The sequence below is a fragment of the Mesorhizobium sp. M1E.F.Ca.ET.063.01.1.1 genome, assembly GCF_003998155.1.
Lineage (GTDB): Bacteria > Pseudomonadota > Alphaproteobacteria > Rhizobiales > Rhizobiaceae > Mesorhizobium.
In genome coordinates this window covers 1-747 of sequence record NZ_RZSC01001381.1, presented here as the reverse complement: position 1 = coordinate 747, position 747 = coordinate 1, and the positions used below count along the sequence as shown (strand labels likewise).

The 747-nt window shown below is 56.4% G+C and carries 1 protein-coding gene; it reads left to right on the top strand.

Going from position 1 to position 747, the window contains the following annotated elements; genetic code table 11:
* Nucleotides 1-48 precede the first annotated feature (48 nt).
* Nucleotides 49-639, top strand: a complete 591-nt coding sequence (locus EOA29_RS38715; RefSeq protein WP_095518981.1) for a hypothetical protein — start codon at nt 49-51, stop codon at nt 637-639.
* The last annotated feature ends 108 nt before the right edge of the window (nt 640-747 follow it).

The window sequence follows — 747 nt, the reverse complement described above, 5'->3', positions numbered from 1 at the left end:
ATATCAAAGAGCGCACGGGGCAGACCGACACCAACTGGAGGCAAAGCAATGGAAGAGATTCAGAAGCGCCGCGTCGGCCGCCCAATTGGCAGCGGCGTCAAGAACAACGATCAGGCCCTTGCCAAGGTCGCAAGTATCTTGCTGGATAATCCTTCCATGAAGGCGACTTCAGCCATGAGGCGGGTCCTCAATGATATGTCCAGCTCGCGGAGGGAGACAGACGTTACCTTGATCCGTCGATGGCAGGGGCGCTGGAAGCTGAACAGACAGAAATTCATGAACGAAGCGGCGGCAACGAGAGCTGCAAGGACGGCGAGAGCGCCCTCGCGCACGACGTCATCGATCTCCGACTCGGCTAGCGAGTACCTTATGCGGAAAGCCAAAGAGACGGCGAGTATGTACAATTTTTCGGAAGCATCTGCTCTCCAAAAGGCCGCGGCTGGATACCTCGATACGCCCCTCAGGAAAGAGGTACATGGTGTTTTAGACTCACTGGCGCTGAGGACGGCGCTGGGTCTTCACGAATCGTCCATTCAGCGAGAATTGCGGCGCATGACGGATTCCACTGTCATGGGAACGATGCTGAAAGCCTTGGAGGAGCAGGATCGCTTCCTTGCCGAGCTGAAAAAATGGGGTTGAGGCTACAAAAACTGCCCAATAACGGCAATTGACGCCAAGGCAGCGCGCGACCGGTTCGCGAAGGACAGATTTCGGCCCCAGCCGGGACTGAAACGACGCATTTTGTAG